Raw genomic sequence first — 14,145 nt, forward strand, 5'->3', positions numbered from 1 at the left:
AGATAATGAATTCACGGAAATTAGAAATTTTAGTTGGTTTTTTTGTAGCACTTGGCATTTTAGCTTTTGCGATGCTTGCGCTTAAAGTTGCCAATTCAGGTATTAGTGGCTCTGGCGAAACATATACGCTTAATGCCAAGTTTGAAAACATCGGCTCGTTAAAAGCGCGTGCGCCGGTAAAAGTAGGTGGTGTTGTAATTGGTCGTGTTGAATCAATTTATGTTCACCCACAAGAGTTTTTACCAGTCGTTAATATGACCATTGATGCACAGTACTTATGCCGTTTTTCAGACACAAGCTCAATCTCTATTTTAACGTCGGGTATTTTAGGTGAGCAGTACTTAGGTATTCACCCTGTAATTTCTCCAGATTCTGCTAAGCAACGTTGTCTAGGCGAAACAGTGACAGAAAACAAGCAAGATGAAGCAATTGACGATTTATTTGGTGTGGAAAGTAAAGCACTAGGTGATGGCGATTCAATCACTGATACTAAGTCTGCCATTGTACTTGAAGAATTAATCGGGCAGTTTTTATTCAACCAAGGTAGTGAGTAATTATTATGTTGAAAAAGTTTTTAGCTATTGTAGCAATTGGCACAATGACGCTAACTCAAAGCGTAAGTGCAGCAGATGTGAAATTAGTCGATCCTAATAAAATGGTACGCCAAGTTGCTGATAATACATTTGCGCGCATTAAAAAAGATCAGCCATTAATTGTTAAAGATCAAGAATACCTTCGCGTAATAGTCGAAGAAGAATTAATGCCTTATATCGACTATAAATATGCAGCACTTCGTGTACTTGGTAGTGAAGTATCTAAAGTTCGTGCAATTACCGACGAGGCTGAAAAGGCCAAAGCAATTAAAGAAATTCAACGCTTTATTGGTGTATTTAGAGAGTACTTAGTTGCTACTTATGCAGGTGTATTTACTCAATACACAAACCAGAAAGTTGAGTTTGGTGCAGAGCAAGCGTTTAAAGGTAAAGACGTTGTTGTTGTTAAGACTAAAATTATTGAAGGCGGTAAACCTGATATCAGAATCGATTTTAAAGTACGCGAAGACCGCGACGGTGAATGGCGCGCGTACGATATGATTGCCGAAGGTATTAGCTTACTAGATGCAAAACAAAGTGAGCTGCAAGGTATTTTGCGCCAGCAAGGTATTGATAATGTAAGTAACCTTTTAGAGCAAAAGAGTCAGCTACCAGTTCAGTTTAGAGGCAGTAACTCGAATGACTAAATTGGCAATAAGCCAAGTTGATGGACAACATTTTGGAGTAAGCGGTGAGCTTACTCGAAATTCAATTGGCGATGAACAGCTTCTGAACAATAAGTTATTAACTAAGCATAAAATCATCTATTTCGACCTAAGTGGAGTATCAAGGGTTGACACAGCAGGCTTAGCTTGGTTAATTCACTCTTTTGCAGAATTAAAGCAGCAAGGCATTCGCCTTGAATTGCAAAACCTACCTGAGCAATTGCAAAATTTAATGCAATTGGGTCAGGTTACAACCCTATTTGAGTGAGAGTTATGGAAACTAGCCAAGTCGAAACATTATTACGCGAAGAACTTCAATTAGCTGAAGTACATGTAAAAGCCAATGGTAGTCATTATGAAGTTGTTGCAGTAGGCGAATGCTTTGACGGTTTAAGCCGAGTTAAAAAGCAGCAGCTAGTTTATGGTCCATTAATGAATACAATTTCAGATGGGACAATTCACGCAGTATCTATTCGTGCATTTACTCCTGTAGAGTGGAAGCGTGAACAAAAATTCATTTTACCGCAATAACTAGGGCCTCCTAATGGATCAATTTGTAATTCAAGGTGGCACTTCACTTGCTGGTGAAGTGACTATTTCGGGCGCTAAAAATGCCGCACTTCCTATTTTATTTGCTTCACTATTAGCTGATGGTAAAAGTATATTTACTAATGTACCGCGTCTTCGCGACATAGTGACCACTGAAGCCTTATTAAAAACTTTAGGTGCAGATGTTAATTGGCAGGGCGATACGCTAGTAATTGACGGTGCTACGGTTAATAAAACATTAGCGCCTTACGACTTAGTAAAGCAAATGCGTGCCTCTGTGCTTGCATTAGGCCCTCTAGTTGCACGTTTTGGTGAGGCTCAAGTGTCTTTACCTGGTGGGTGCGCTATTGGTGCTCGCCCGGTTGATATTCATATTCAAGGTTTGGAGCGCATGGGCGCACAAATAAACGTTGAAAATGGTTATATTAATGCCAAGGTAAATGGTCGCTTAAAAGGCGCTGAAATTTTTATGGAAATGGTAAGCGTAGGCGCTACCGAAAACCTATTAATGGCAGCGGCCCTCGCTGATGGTAAAACCATACTTGATAATGCGGCACGCGAGCCTGAAATAATTGATTTAGCTAACTGCCTAATTGCTATGGGCGCTAAAATCACAGGTGCAGGTACTAGCCGCATTGAAGTTGAGGGCGTTGAGCGTTTAGCTGGTTGCGAGCACAGTATTTTACCTGACCGAATTGAAACTGGGACGTTTTTAGTCGCAGCAGCAATGGCTGGCGGTGAAGTACTTTGTAAAAATACAGATTTTCATTCTCTTGAGCCTGTGATTGAAAAGCTACGTGCTACGAATGCGCACCTAGAAGTACATAACGATAGTATTTATCTTGATATGCGCGGCCGAGAACTTAAAGCCGTGAATATTAAAACAGCTCCACACCCAGGTTTTCCTACGGATATGCAAGCTCAGTTTACAGCATTAAATGTAGTAGCAAATGGTAGTGCAACGATCACAGAAACGATTTTTGAAAACCGTTTTATGCATGTACCAGAGTTGCAGCGTATGGGCGCTAATATTCGTTTAGAAGGGCATACCGCAATTTGTGGTGAGACTGAAAGCTTAACGGGCGCGCAAGTGATGGCAACCGATTTACGCGCTTCAGCTAGCTTAATCTTAACGGGTATAGTGGCACAGGGTGAAACGGTTGTTGACCGTATTTATCACGTTGATAGAGGCTATCAGCGCATTGAAGATAAGCTAAGTGCGTTGGGTGCAAACATTAAACGTAGAAGTAGCTAAGTAGATAACTAGTTAAGCTATTTTAAAAAGGTCGGATACGCAAATTGCTATCCGACTTTTTTATTGACGATTGGTATTACTATTTATTAAAGCTTTGTTTCAAGTTCAGCTACCACCACCATGATTTTTTCTATTTTCCCATCTCTGTATAGCTCAAATTCTATTTCTTTACCGGGCTCCGTATTGCCTATTTTTTCAAGCACTTTTTGTGGGTTTGCTACCGAAAGCCCTGCAATTTTAATGACGATATCTTGCTCTTCAATACCTGCTTGCCATGCTGGCCCCAAAGGGTCTAAATTAGTAATACGCATGCCGGTAACCGGCGTTAGGCTGTCGTTTACTTCTTTACCCGTACTATCTACTGCTGTGCCTTCAAAGCCTAAATAGCCGCGCACAACCCGACCGTGACGAATGAGTTTACCCATCACTTTTTTAGCAAGTGAGTAAGGAACCGCAAAAAATATTCCTTGAATATTCAAGTTCTCACGCGTTTTAAATTGTGCAGAAGTAATGCCGACTAAATCACCATTGGAGTTAACTAATGCGCCGCCGGAGTTGCCCACGTTAATAGCTGCATCCATTTGCAATAAGTTATTGTAAGGGCTATCTGTAATTTTTTGCTTACCCGTTGCACTAATAATGCCTTGAGTGATTGTTTGCCCTAAATTAAGCGGGTTGCCTATAGCAAGTACAACATCGCCTACATTTGATACATAGCTATCGTTTACGGGAATCACTGGGAGGTGATCTGCATTGATTTTAAGTAAGGCTAAATCAGTAATGGTATCAAAACCAATTAGTTGCACATCAAAAAAACGTCTGCCATCGGTTAAGATAACCATAATTTGGTCTGCATTATTCACAACATGGTAGTTAGTAAGAATATAACCGTCTTGCGACATAATGACGCCAGAGCCTAGCTCTTGTACCGTGTTTTTTCTTTTATAACGAGGTTCTTTGGAAATGCTTTCTGAAAAAATAGTAACTACAGAAGGAGCTGCTCGTTTAACTGCATCAGAAAAACTCAGGTGACTCGCACTCATCGCGCTTGGAAGGGGAACATTAGGGAGTAAGGCGGCTCGCATATTAGGGCTGAAAAAAACCACTAAAAAAGCAATACTTAGACCTGCAAATAAAGGGGGAAGAATAAATTTTATTAATTTCAGCACAGTTTTCTTATTATTTAAGTGAGCAATCTCTTTATGATGACATAAAAAAAATAACAGCGGCAAGTGCCACTGTTATTTTTATTACATTAATAGTGCTATTTACTACTGAATTAAAATAAATATAGACTCACGACCACGTTGCACGCCAAGTACGATATTACCTTTGGTGTTTTCGATAATCTTATTCATATCACGAATAGTCTCTACTCGTTGACGATTCACTTGCATAATAATATCACCTTCTTCAAGGCCAACACGGGCAGAAGGTGAGCGAGGGTCTACAGACGTAACCTCAATACCTTTATTACTATTTTTTTGCACGTTTTCAAGTGTCGCGCCTTGGAAGGCAGGATGCAGCTCTTCGCCTGTCGCTGTAACACCTGATGCACCATCAAGAGTTACTTTTACCGTTTTAATTTTACCATCGCGGTAAATACCAAGTTTTATTTCGCGGCCTTCACCTAGCGTAGCAATTTTGCTGCGCAGCTCGTGGAAACCACTAATATCACCGCCATTAATGCTAACAATTACGTCACCTGCTTTTATACCTGCTTTACTTGCAGCAGTGTCGTCCATTACTTGCATTACATAAGCACCTTGTTTAACGTCAAGTTGCTGCGCTTTAGCAAGGCCTGCATCAAGTGGGCGGCCAGAGATACCCAGCGAACCTCGGCGTACTTCACCGTGTTCAACAATTTGATCAACTAAGTTTTTCATCATGTTTGATGGAATGGCAAAACCAATACCCACGTTACCGCCAGAAGCACCTAAAATCGCAGTGTTAATACCAATCAATTCACCGTTTAAGTTAACTAATGCACCACCAGAGTTGCCTTGGTTAATAGCAGCATCGGTTTGAATGAAATCTTCGTAGCCCTCAATATTTAAACCACTACGGCCAAGAGCACTAACAATACCAGATGTAACTGTGTGGCTAAGTCCAAATGGGTTACCAATAGCGACAGCAAAGTCGCCCACTCGTAAACTATCTGAATTTGCGAGTTTTATTTCAGTTAAGTCATCAGCGTCTATTTGTAAAAGAGCGATGTCTGATTCTGTATCAGTACCAATTTTAGTTGCTTCAAATTCACGGCCATCTTCGAGGGTTACTACCATTTTTTCGGCATCTTGGATTACGTGATTATTAGTGACTACATAACCCTCATCAGCATCAATAATCACCCCAGAGCCTAATCCACTAAATTGACGCTTTTGACTGCGAGGCTGTTGCTGTCCAAAAAAGTATTCAAGCGGATCTGCACGGCGGCGTACTTCTTTTGAGCCTGAAACTTGGATACTTACAACACCTGGAGATATTTTCTCTAGCATGGGGGCAAGAGTTGGTAGTTGTTGACCATTTACTGCAATTGGCATTTTTGCATAAGACGCTACTGGGCTCATTAACAAGCTTGTAGATAGAATAGCTGCGCTGATAAGTGATAATTTCATTTTCATAGTCAGGGGTAACTCCACTTAAGATAAAGCAAAACAAAAAGGGCTACTTTACAGCAGCCCTTTTCGGTTTATTAAGATAAAACAACAAAGCTGTTATATCTAAAGACTATGGGGTCAAAAAAAAGTTCATCAAGATGCTTTAGAATGTTCTGAAACTTTATTTTGACCAGCAAATAAACCTGATTCACCTGATACATAATCAGCTGGTTGTGCTGCGGCTGTAGAACGATCGCATTGACGCTCTTTTAATGAAGCCTGCAGTTGTTCTGTTGTTTCTTTTGAAAAGAATGGTTCAGCTGGTGCTTTATTTCTATCTTCTAGAAGAAGCTGGTTTGTTTCTTCAACGTGACTAAGCAGTTGATCATAGTTTTCTTTCATTTTATTTACGAGCTTACCAGTATTCGCTAAATGATCAGCGACATCTTGACGATACTGCTCAAGCGCATTTTCAGCTTGCTCTGCTTGCTCTTTTAATTCATCTTGTTTGAACTGTTTTTTAGTAACAAATGCGCCAATAAAAAATGCTACAACAGCAACAATAACAATCAAACCTACCCACATAACTGTGCCCATAAAAACTACCCCTTTGGGAAAATAACTAACGAATGCCGATTCAATTATAAATCATACTAAGTGTAATATACCCCGAGTTATGATGCGTGTTAATATGCTTTGCAAATTAAACTGTGTTTTAACTGTAAATAGATATGACTCCTTGGCAAACATACCAACAAGACTTAAAGCGAGATGACTTTGTACACGACGCAGCACAAGAAAATGCTGTGCGCCATTTACAACGTCTATACGATGACCTAACTCAGACAAAGCCAAAACAAAAAGGCTTTTTTGCTAAGCTATTTAGTAAAGAAGAACCTGCGCCTGTAAAAGGTTTGTACTTTTGGGGGGGAGTAGGGCGTGGTAAAACTTATTTAGTTGACACTTTTTACGAATCATTACCGGGCACACGTAAAATGCGTGTGCATTTTCATCGATTTATGCACCGAGTGCATAACGAGCTTAAAAAGCTAAATAATACGGCTAATCCATTAGAAAAAATTGCTGACACTTTTAAAGCAGAAACAGACATTATTTGCTTTGATGAGTTTTTTGTACAAGACATTACTGATGCCATGCTATTAGGTGGCTTAATGGAAGCGCTATTTGCACGGGGCATAGTACTTGTAGCAACCTCTAATATAGTGCCAGATGAACTTTACAGAAATGGCTTACAGCGAGCGCGTTTTATGCCAGCAATTGAGCTTGTTAAAAAAAATACCGAGATAGTTAATGTAGATTCAGGTATTGATTACCGATTACGTACTTTAGAGCAAGCTGAAATTTTTCATAGCCCGTTAGATGAAGATGCGGATAAGAACCTATTTGAGTACTTCGATAAGTTATCGCCAGAGCCAGGGCAATTAGATGAGCCGATAGAGATAGAAGGGCGAAAAATCAAAACGCGTAAAGTAGCTAAATGCGTTGTGATGTTTGAGTTTAGTGAATTGTGCGAAACAGCACGTAGCCAGGTCGATTACATGGAGATTAGCCGCTTATACAATACGGTGATTATTTCTAACGTAAAACAGCTAGGGCAAACTAATGATGATGCTGCTAGACGCTTTATTGCTTTAGTGGATGAATTTTATGAGCGCCATGTAACTTTAATTATATCGGCTGAAAAACCTATTACCGAACTTTATACCCAAGGTAATTTAAACTTTGAATTTAAGCGTTGTATTAGTCGTTTACAAGAAATGCAATCCTTAGAATATTTAGCTAGAGAGCATTTAGTTTAAATAAGTAAGTAAATGTGTAATAGGGCAACTATAAAAAAAGAGGTACATATATAGTACTTCTTATTTCTGAAATTTCTTGTGGAAAAAACAACCGGCGAGTAGCAATGTGTTTTAAGTGCTGGTATACTCCCGCGTCTGCCACGTTGCGTTCTATGTCCTCATATAGTCTAGCCACTTGTGAGCGGCGCAAAAGTCTAAAACTCGAAGGGGTTATAGCAAACTTAGAGCAGTAGTTAATATTAACTACTTGTGGTTTTAATTGAAAAACATTGGATTTTTATAAATGAAAACGTTTGTTGCTAAACCAGAAACAGTAAAACGTGACTGGTACGTAGTTGACGCTGAAGGTAAAACTTTAGGTCGCATCGCTACTGAAATCGCTCACCGCCTACGCGGTAAGCATAAAGCTGAATACACTCCTCACGTAGATACTGGTGATTACATCATCGTTATCAACGCTGAAAAAGTTACTGTAACTGGTAACAAATTCAAAGATAAAGTGTACTACGCTCACTCTGGTTTTCCAGGTGGCCTTAAGTCTACTACTTTTGATAAACTTCAAGCTGCAAAGCCTGAAATGATCATCGAGAAAGCTGTAAAAGGCATGTTGCCACGTGGTCCTTTAGGCCGCGCTATGTACCGTAAACTTAAAGTTTACGCAGGTACTGAGCATAACCATGCTGCACAACAGCCTCAGGTTCTAGACATTTAAGGAGCACCATCATGGCAAATCAATACTACGGTACAGGTCGTCGTAAAAGTTCAAGTGCTCGCGTATTCTTACGCCCAGGCACTGGTAACATCGTAATCAACAAACGCTCTCTAGAAGAGTATTTTGGTCGCGAAACAGCACGCATGGTTGTTCATCAAGCTCTTGAGCTAGTTGATATGACTGAAAAATTTGACCTTTACATCACCGTTTCTGGTGGTGGTACAACTGGTCAAGCTGGTGCTATCCGTCACGGTATCACTCGTGCACTTATGGAGTTTGACGAGTCACTACGTCCACAACTTCGTAAAGCAGGTTTTGTTACACGTGATGCACGTAAAGTTGAACGTAAGAAAGTGGGTCTTAAGAAAGCGCGTAAGCGTCCACAGTTCTCAAAACGTTAATCTATACGTTATCAAGAATTCAAAAACCCAGCTTATGCTGGGTTTTTTGTTTTCAAATCAAAAAGTTTACATTTGCTACTTAATTTAAATTTGTTTATAGCGGTCGCCATACTTGGTATTGCTGTAATTAATGATGATCAAATTTATTAATAACTGCGTATTAATCGAACGAAAGTTAAAAAACACTCAGATAGCTGCAAAAAAGTTAAATAATTATCGTAATTAGTTTAAATCCATCAGTTAATTGATGGAATTTTTTGCTACAATTGGCGTGGAAGTAAAATGAGTGAGTTTAACGACACTATGTACAGTTTTTACTGTTTCCTCTTAGTGGTGTTGATCTCGGTCAGTATATTGTTTTTACAGAAGCGTTATTATAGTCGTTCGGCTTTATTCTCGAGCTAGCTTAATCAAATTTTTGATCAAGTCAGGTTTATTCGAGCATGGGGCTTTGAATAACCTTGTTTTAATCAAGGGTTTTAATTATGATCGCTTCTATTTTAAAAATTTCGAATAATTAACCTGCTGTAACTGATGTTCTCAATATAGCAAGTGTTGAGAATCATAGTGGAGATAAGTGGATGAGCAATGCGCCTGTAGACAATGGCCGACGTCGCTTTTTAACCATAGCTACCTCTGTTGTAGGTGGTGTTGGTGCGGCTGGGGCTGCTGTTCCTTTTATTGCGTCTTGGAATCCAAGTGAGCGAGCTAAATCTGCGGGTGCGCCTGTAGAAGTAGATATCAGCAAACTTGAGCCTGGACAATTAATACGTGTCGAGTGGCGTGGTAAACCTGTATGGGTTGTATCACGTACCCCAAAAATGCTTGAGCAGATGAAAGAACATGAAGGTCAACTTCGTGATCCGCAATCGCAAGAGCCACAACAATTAGAATCATCAACAAATGATTACCGTTCATTACGTCCAGAAATATTTTTGGCTGTAGGTATTTGTACGCATTTAGGATGTTCACCAGGCTTTTTACAAGGTAATTTTGGTGAGAAAGTAGAAGGGACTGATGACGGTTTCTACTGCCCGTGCCACGGTTCTAAATTTGATATGGCTGGTCGAGTATTTCAATCGGTACCTGCACCATTAAACTTAGAAATACCACCTTATACTTTTCTAGATGACACCACTATTTTAGTGGGCGAAGAAAGAGGGGTAGCCTAATGTTTGGTAAGATTATTGGTTGGATAGACGACCGAATCCCAATGACACGTGTTTGGAACATGCACATTGCACAGTATCCAGCACCTAAAAACTTTAACTTCTGGTACTTTTTTGGCTCACTAGCCATGTTAGTACTAGTAAACCAAATCCTAACAGGTATTTGGTTGACGATGAACTTTGTTCCGTCTGCTGAAGGTGCTTTTGCCTCGGTAGAGTACATCATGCGTGATGTAGAATATGGCTGGTTACTACGTTACTTGCACTCAACAGGTGCATCAGCGTTTTTCATCGTTGTATATATGCATATGTTCCGTGGCATGATCTACGGTTCTTACCAAAAGCCGCGTGAATTACTGTGGTTATTTGGTATGTTCATTTTCTTAGCGCTAATGGCTGAAGCATTCATGGGATACTTATTACCATGGGGCCAAATGTCGTTCTGGGGCGCACAAGTAATCATTTCATTATTCGGTGCTATTCCGGTTATTGGTGATGACTTAACACTTTGGATCCGTGGTGACTACGTAATATCAGGTGCAACGCTTAATCGCTTCTTTGCATTACATGTAATTGCACTACCACTGGTTATTGTAATCTTAGTTTTCTTACACATTGTTGCTCTACATGAAGTGGGTTCAAATAACCCTGAAGGTATTGAGATTAAACGTAAGAAAGGCTCAGTAGCTGAAGAAGATAAGCCTAAATTTAAATTCCACGAGTATTACACTAACAAAAAAGACATTGTTGATGCGATACCGTTCCACCCTTACTACACAGTTAAAGATATTGTGGGTGTGGTTGGTTTCTTAATACTGTTTTGTTGGGTTGTGTTCTTTATGCCGGCGATGAATGGCTTCTTTTTAGAAGGTCCAAACTTCGAGGCAGCTAACCCACTTAAAACACCTGAGCATATTTTCCCGGTTTGGTACTTTACGCCATTCTATGCAATCTTACGTGCAATCCCTGATAAGTTAATCGGTGTTGCGGCGATGGGTGCATCGATTGTAGTACTTGCATTACTACCTTGGATAGACCGTGGTAGAGTTAAATCGGTTCGTTACCGTTGTGGTATCCATAAATGGAACATTGCAGGCTTTGTTGTAACTTTCGTTCTTCTTGGTTGGGTGGGTGCAACTCCACAAACTGATATGAAAACGATTATTTCTCAAATCTGTACTGTGACTTACTTTATGTTCTTCGTACTGTTGTTTGTATACAGTAAGAACGAAAAAACTAAGCCATTGCCAGAGAGGTTAACGAAATGATGAAGAAGCTTATTATTGGTTTGTTTGCTTTATCAGTAAACTTGTTGCCTAACATGGTTATGGCAGCAGGTCCGTCGGTTCCTTTAATGGAAGCGAATAACGACCTTACTGATCAACCATCTTTACAACGCGGTGCAAAGTTGTTCATGAACTACTGTCTTGGTTGTCACCAAATGCAGTATCAACGTTATGAGCGTACTTTTCGTGATATCGGTATCCCAACAGAAGTTGGTTTAGAGCAGTTAATTTTTGACGGCTCTAAAGTCGGTAGCCATATCACAAACGCAATTACAAAAGACGATGCAGCAAAATGGTTTGGTGCGGCTCCGCCGGATTTAACTCTTATTGCACGTGTAAAATCACCAGATTATATTTACACGTACCTAAAATCGTTTTATAAAGATGAATCTCGCCCGTTTGGAGTTAACAATATTGTTTTTCCATCGGTAGGTATGCCTCATGTTCTTCAAGAACTACAAGGTTTACCAACGCCTATCACTAAAGAAGTAGAAGAACATGGCCACACTGTGACCAAAGTTATTGCTACTGAAACTGATGGTACGGGTGAATTAAGCGTAGATGAATACGACCAAGCGGCTCGTGATTTAACAAACTTCCTTGAGTACGTGGGTGAACCTTCACGTCTTGAATCGGAAGCGCTAGGTATTAAGGTAATAGGATTCTTAATAATTCTATTTATCTTGGCATTTATGCTTAAGAAAGAATACTGGAGAGATGTTCATTAAGTTGAACATTTTTAAAGGTAATTTTGCAATAGGGGCTTAAGCCCCTTTTGCTGTTTTAGTTATTTAATGGAGGTATAGGCATGGCCGTAGCTGCCAATAAGCGCCCTGTAATGACCCTTTTTTCTGGTGCTAACTGTATGTATAGCCACCAAGTACGTATTGTACTTGCGGAAAAAGGTGTAAGTGTAGATATTCATTTGGCTGAAAAAGATAACTTGCCAGAAGCACTTCACGAAATTAACCCTTACGGCACAGTGCCAACACTGATTGACCGTGAGCTTGGTTTATACCAGGCAAACATCATCATGGAATACCTTGATGAGCGTTTTCCTCATCCTCCACTAATGCCTGTTTACCCGGTAATGCGTGGTCGTAGCCGCTTAATGATGCATCGTATTGATACTGATTGGTACAGCCTAGCTGACAAAATCAGTAACAACACGTCAGATGCTGCTCAAGCTCGTAAAGAGCTAACAGAAGCATTACTTGCTGTAGCACCTATTTTTAGCGAAGCACCTTACTTTATGAGTGAAGAGTTTAGCTTAGTAGATTGTTATTTAGCTCCACTATTATGGCGTTTACCAGAGTTTGGTATTGAGCTTAATGGTGCAGGTTCTAAAGAGCTTAAAGAGTATATGATCCGTTTATTTGAACGTGAGTCATTCCAAGCCTCTTTAACTGAAGCTGAGCGTGAGATCCGTTTATAATGACGCCTAATCGTCCTTATTTATTACGTGCTTTTTTTGATTGGATAGTCGATAACGAGTGTACACCGCATTTAGTGGTAGACGCTGGGTTTGCAAATGTACAAGTGCCAACACAGTTTGTTCAAGACGGACAAATTGTTTTAAACATAAGTCCATCAGCGGTCACACAGTTTTCGTTAGACTTAACCCAACTTAGCTTCAATGCGCGCTTTGGTGGTCAGCCAATGCAAGTGTATGTGCCTCTAGGTGCTGTGCTTGCAATATACGCGCGTGAAAATGGCGAAGGAACAGTCTTTACTGCAGATGAGTTTTTAGAGGACGAAGACGATTTTGTGCCTGAGCTTGAAAGTGTTGATTCATCAGCTGAATTTATTGATGAAACACCACCAGAAAAGCCACAGAAGAAAAAAGGCTCTCATTTACGCGTTATTAAATAATAAGTAAATGCGAAAAAAAAACCGCTTAATAAGCGGTTTTTTTATGTCTGTATTTTGTGTTTACAAGTATTCAAATACTTTAATTACACGCTCTACGCCAGATACATTTCGGGCAATGTTTACAGCTTGAGTAGACTCAGAGTCAGATACTAAACCCATTAAAAATACTTCAGCGTTTTCAGTAACTACTTTAATGTTATTACTGCTAATGTCTTTTGCTGTTAGTAGCTGAGCTTTTACTTTAGAAGTTAACCAAGAGTCATGCGTTTGTGTAGTAATACCAATATTTGAGCCAATACGAATTTGGTTATGTATCTTACGAATACCTGAAACGCCCTCAATGGTACGCTGTGCTTCGTTTCTCATTTCTTCATTAGATACTTGGCCTACAAGTAAAACAATACCGTTAACGCTTACAGCGCTTATATTGGCAAACTTTTCAAGGCGTTCTACTTCGCTAAGTGCAATACTGGCTTTTATTTCAATATTGTTATCGTCAATTTGAGAGCCAATGGTACGGCGATCGTTCGCTGCAGTTACTGCACTGGCTGTACCTGCAACAACAGCAGCTGCGCAGCCTTGTAGTAATACAACAGTACCTAAAACAATAAGAGAGCGTTTAAACATAATTTTCATCCTGAGGGAAAAGCGTTAAATCAACAAGTTCGCTTAAACAATGTAAGTTAACTAAATGGGATTCGATAATGCGGCTAGGGCGTTTAGATGGGGATCTAATTTCAACATCGTTAGGGCCAAGTAGGCCAACCAACTCACCACCATCATCACCAACCATAACTATGACCTTCATATCTTTAGTTAGTGCAGCTTCAACGGCAGAAATAACATGTTTTTCGTTACCGTTAATAGCCAGTACGAGCAATAAGTCGCCTTGCTGGGCAAAAGCGCGGACTTGACGAGCAAATGTATCGTGATCGTCTACTTGAGTACTTTGTCCAAGGTTAACGTTTTCTTGCGATAGAGCAATTGCGGGTAAACAAGGACGCTCGGTTTCATAGTGATTAACCAATACACCCGCCATGTGCTGGGCGAGCATGTGGCAATTTGCAGTACCGCAGCAAATGAGTTTATTTCCGTTGATCAGACTTTGTGCAATAGTAAATGCAGCTGACTCAAGCGCACTAGGTAGCACTTCACCAGCAGCGATTTGAACTTGAATGCTTTCTGTAAAAATTTCTTTAATTGTGTCTTGCATAGCCTACCAA

The 14,145-nt window shown here is 40.0% G+C and carries 18 protein-coding genes; 13 read left to right on the top strand and 5 right to left on the bottom strand.

The annotated features are described in order from the left end of the window. Positions 1-5: 5 nt before the first annotated feature. The 5 genes from mlaD to murA are packed head-to-tail and all read left to right on the top strand — an operon-like array spanning position 6 to position 3,062. Positions 6-554, top strand: coding sequence for an outer membrane lipid asymmetry maintenance protein MlaD (gene mlaD, locus H5115_RS06830; RefSeq protein WP_002957950.1), 549 nt, complete (start codon positions 6-8; stop codon positions 552-554). Positions 555-559: 5 nt separating this feature from the next. After that, entirely contained in the window at positions 560-1,240 is a 681-nt protein-coding gene (locus H5115_RS06835) for a phospholipid-binding protein MlaC (protein WP_182754435.1), read from the top strand. Beyond that, entirely contained in the window at positions 1,233-1,526 is a 294-nt protein-coding gene (locus tag H5115_RS06840; RefSeq protein ID WP_002957952.1) for a lipid asymmetry maintenance protein MlaB, read from the top strand. The genes H5115_RS06835 and H5115_RS06840 overlap by 8 nt, the downstream gene beginning before the upstream one ends. Positions 1,527-1,531: 5 nt before the next feature. Beyond that, positions 1,532-1,789, top strand: coding sequence for a BolA family protein (locus H5115_RS06845; RefSeq protein ID WP_002957953.1), 258 nt, complete (start codon positions 1,532-1,534; stop codon positions 1,787-1,789). A 13-nt stretch (positions 1,790-1,802) separates the two neighbouring features. Next, entirely contained in the window at positions 1,803-3,062 is a 1,260-nt protein-coding gene (gene murA, locus H5115_RS06850; protein ID WP_002957954.1) for a UDP-N-acetylglucosamine 1-carboxyvinyltransferase, read from the top strand. 86 nt (positions 3,063-3,148) lie between these two features. Here the strand turns inward: murA and H5115_RS06855 are convergent, their stop codons facing one another. The 3 genes from H5115_RS06855 to H5115_RS06865 form a co-directional block, all read right to left on the bottom strand. Further along, on the bottom strand, positions 3,149-4,231 hold the full coding sequence (locus tag H5115_RS06855) for a trypsin-like peptidase domain-containing protein (protein WP_024595792.1): 1,083 nt from the start codon (positions 4,229-4,231) through the stop codon (positions 3,149-3,151). Positions 4,232-4,333: 102 nt separating this feature from the next. Further along, positions 4,334-5,686 carry a Do family serine endopeptidase gene (locus H5115_RS06860; protein WP_182670943.1) on the bottom strand — a complete coding sequence of 451 codons (1,353 nt, stop codon included), beginning with the start codon at positions 5,684-5,686 and terminating at the stop codon, positions 4,334-4,336. A 129-nt stretch (positions 5,687-5,815) separates the two neighbouring features. Beyond that, positions 5,816-6,259 (bottom strand): YhcB family protein, encoded by a 444-nt coding sequence (locus H5115_RS06865; protein WP_002957957.1) that lies wholly within the window; start codon positions 6,257-6,259, stop codon positions 5,816-5,818. A 134-nt stretch (positions 6,260-6,393) separates the two neighbouring features. Here H5115_RS06865 and zapE point away from each other — a divergent pair, with 134 nt between their 5' ends. The 8 genes from zapE to H5115_RS06905 all read left to right on the top strand — a co-directional run bounded on the left by zapE (position 6,394) and on the right by H5115_RS06905 (position 12,922). Then, complete coding sequence (gene zapE / locus H5115_RS06870) at positions 6,394-7,482, top strand: cell division protein ZapE (RefSeq protein WP_002957958.1); 1,089 nt, start codon at positions 6,394-6,396, stop codon at positions 7,480-7,482. Between the two features lie 283 nt (positions 7,483-7,765). Further along, the gene (gene rplM, locus H5115_RS06875) at positions 7,766-8,194 is read left to right on the top strand and encodes a 50S ribosomal protein L13 (protein ID WP_002957960.1); all 429 of its coding nucleotides are present in this window, start codon (positions 7,766-7,768) and stop codon (positions 8,192-8,194) included. Positions 8,195-8,202: 8 nt separating this feature from the next. Further along, positions 8,203-8,595 carry a 30S ribosomal protein S9 gene (gene rpsI / locus H5115_RS06880; RefSeq protein ID WP_024595789.1) on the top strand — a complete coding sequence of 131 codons (393 nt, stop codon included), beginning with the start codon at positions 8,203-8,205 and terminating at the stop codon, positions 8,593-8,595. A gap of 581 nt (positions 8,596-9,176) precedes the next feature. Further along, the gene (petA, locus tag H5115_RS06885; protein ID WP_002957962.1) at positions 9,177-9,767 is read left to right on the top strand and encodes a ubiquinol-cytochrome c reductase iron-sulfur subunit; all 591 of its coding nucleotides are present in this window, start codon (positions 9,177-9,179) and stop codon (positions 9,765-9,767) included. Then, the gene (locus H5115_RS06890; RefSeq protein WP_182754437.1) at positions 9,767-11,032 is read left to right on the top strand and encodes a cytochrome b N-terminal domain-containing protein; all 1,266 of its coding nucleotides are present in this window, start codon (positions 9,767-9,769) and stop codon (positions 11,030-11,032) included. The genes petA and H5115_RS06890 overlap by 1 nt, the downstream gene beginning before the upstream one ends. Beyond that, a complete protein-coding gene (locus H5115_RS06895; protein ID WP_002957964.1) occupies positions 11,029-11,778 on the top strand; it encodes a cytochrome c1 in 750 nt (249 codons plus the stop codon). Before H5115_RS06890 ends, H5115_RS06895 begins: the two co-directional genes overlap by 4 nt. Positions 11,779-11,858: 80 nt before the next feature. After that, positions 11,859-12,485, top strand: a complete 627-nt coding sequence (gene sspA, locus H5115_RS06900) for a stringent starvation protein SspA (protein WP_002957965.1) — start codon at positions 11,859-11,861, stop codon at positions 12,483-12,485. Further along, complete coding sequence (locus H5115_RS06905) at positions 12,485-12,922, top strand: ClpXP protease specificity-enhancing factor (protein ID WP_002957966.1); 438 nt, start codon at positions 12,485-12,487, stop codon at positions 12,920-12,922. Before sspA ends, H5115_RS06905 begins: the two co-directional genes overlap by 1 nt. 60 nt (positions 12,923-12,982) lie before the next feature. Here H5115_RS06905 and dolP read toward each other — a convergent pair whose 3' ends face one another. Continuing rightward, entirely contained in the window at positions 12,983-13,549 is a 567-nt protein-coding gene (gene dolP / locus H5115_RS06910; RefSeq protein WP_002957967.1) for a division/outer membrane stress-associated lipid-binding lipoprotein, read from the bottom strand. Continuing rightward, positions 13,542-14,135, bottom strand: coding sequence for an SIS domain-containing protein (locus tag H5115_RS06915; protein ID WP_002957968.1), 594 nt, complete (start codon positions 14,133-14,135; stop codon positions 13,542-13,544). The genes dolP and H5115_RS06915 overlap by 8 nt, the downstream gene beginning before the upstream one ends. Positions 14,136-14,145: the final 10 nt, after the last annotated feature.

Origin of the sequence: Pseudoalteromonas sp. SR44-2, from assembly GCF_014163745.1 — a bacterium.
In the GTDB taxonomy this organism is placed as follows: Bacteria; Pseudomonadota; Gammaproteobacteria; order Enterobacterales; family Alteromonadaceae; genus Pseudoalteromonas; species Pseudoalteromonas distincta.